The organism is Bartonella sp. CL63NXGY (assembly GCF_042194905.1).
In the GTDB taxonomy this organism is placed as follows: Bacteria; Pseudomonadota; Alphaproteobacteria; order Rhizobiales; family Rhizobiaceae; genus Bartonella.
Genome location: NZ_JBHINK010000093.1, coordinates 1 through 383, shown reverse-complemented (window position 1 = coordinate 383; position 383 = coordinate 1). Strand labels below are relative to the sequence as shown.

Sequence of the window (383 nt, the reverse complement as noted above, 5' to 3'; positions counted from 1 at the left end):
TTTAGTTAATGTTATACTAAAAAAACAATAAATAAATTGTCGAGAGGAGAACAACTATGGCTACGAAGACATTTACTGCTGACGAGTTATCAAAATACGATGGTAAAAATGGTCATCCAGCATATGTTGCAGTCAACGGGGATGTTTATGATGTAACTAGCATTCCAAACTGGAAGGAAGGTCATCATCACGGTAACCTTGCTGGACACGATATTTCGGCTGCGTTGAAACGGTCCATGCATCAGGATAGTGTTCTTAAAGAATTGCCAGTTGTTGGCAAGTACGTGGGCGAACCAGAAGTTTAAAAGTTAAAGAGCTGTTGAGCAGGTAGAATCTGTTCAACAGCTTTTTTAGTTTATATGACTAACTTGAAGTAGTCCTGT

The 383-nt window shown here is 38.6% G+C and carries 1 protein-coding gene; it reads left to right on the top strand.

Annotated elements, in window-relative coordinates; translation table 11 throughout:
- The first annotated feature begins 56 nt into the window (after positions 1 to 56).
- Positions 57 to 305, top strand: coding sequence for a cytochrome b5 domain-containing protein (locus ACFIK0_RS09410; protein ID WP_375663912.1), 249 nt, complete (start codon positions 57 to 59; stop codon positions 303 to 305).
- The last annotated feature ends 78 nt before the right edge of the window (positions 306 to 383 follow it).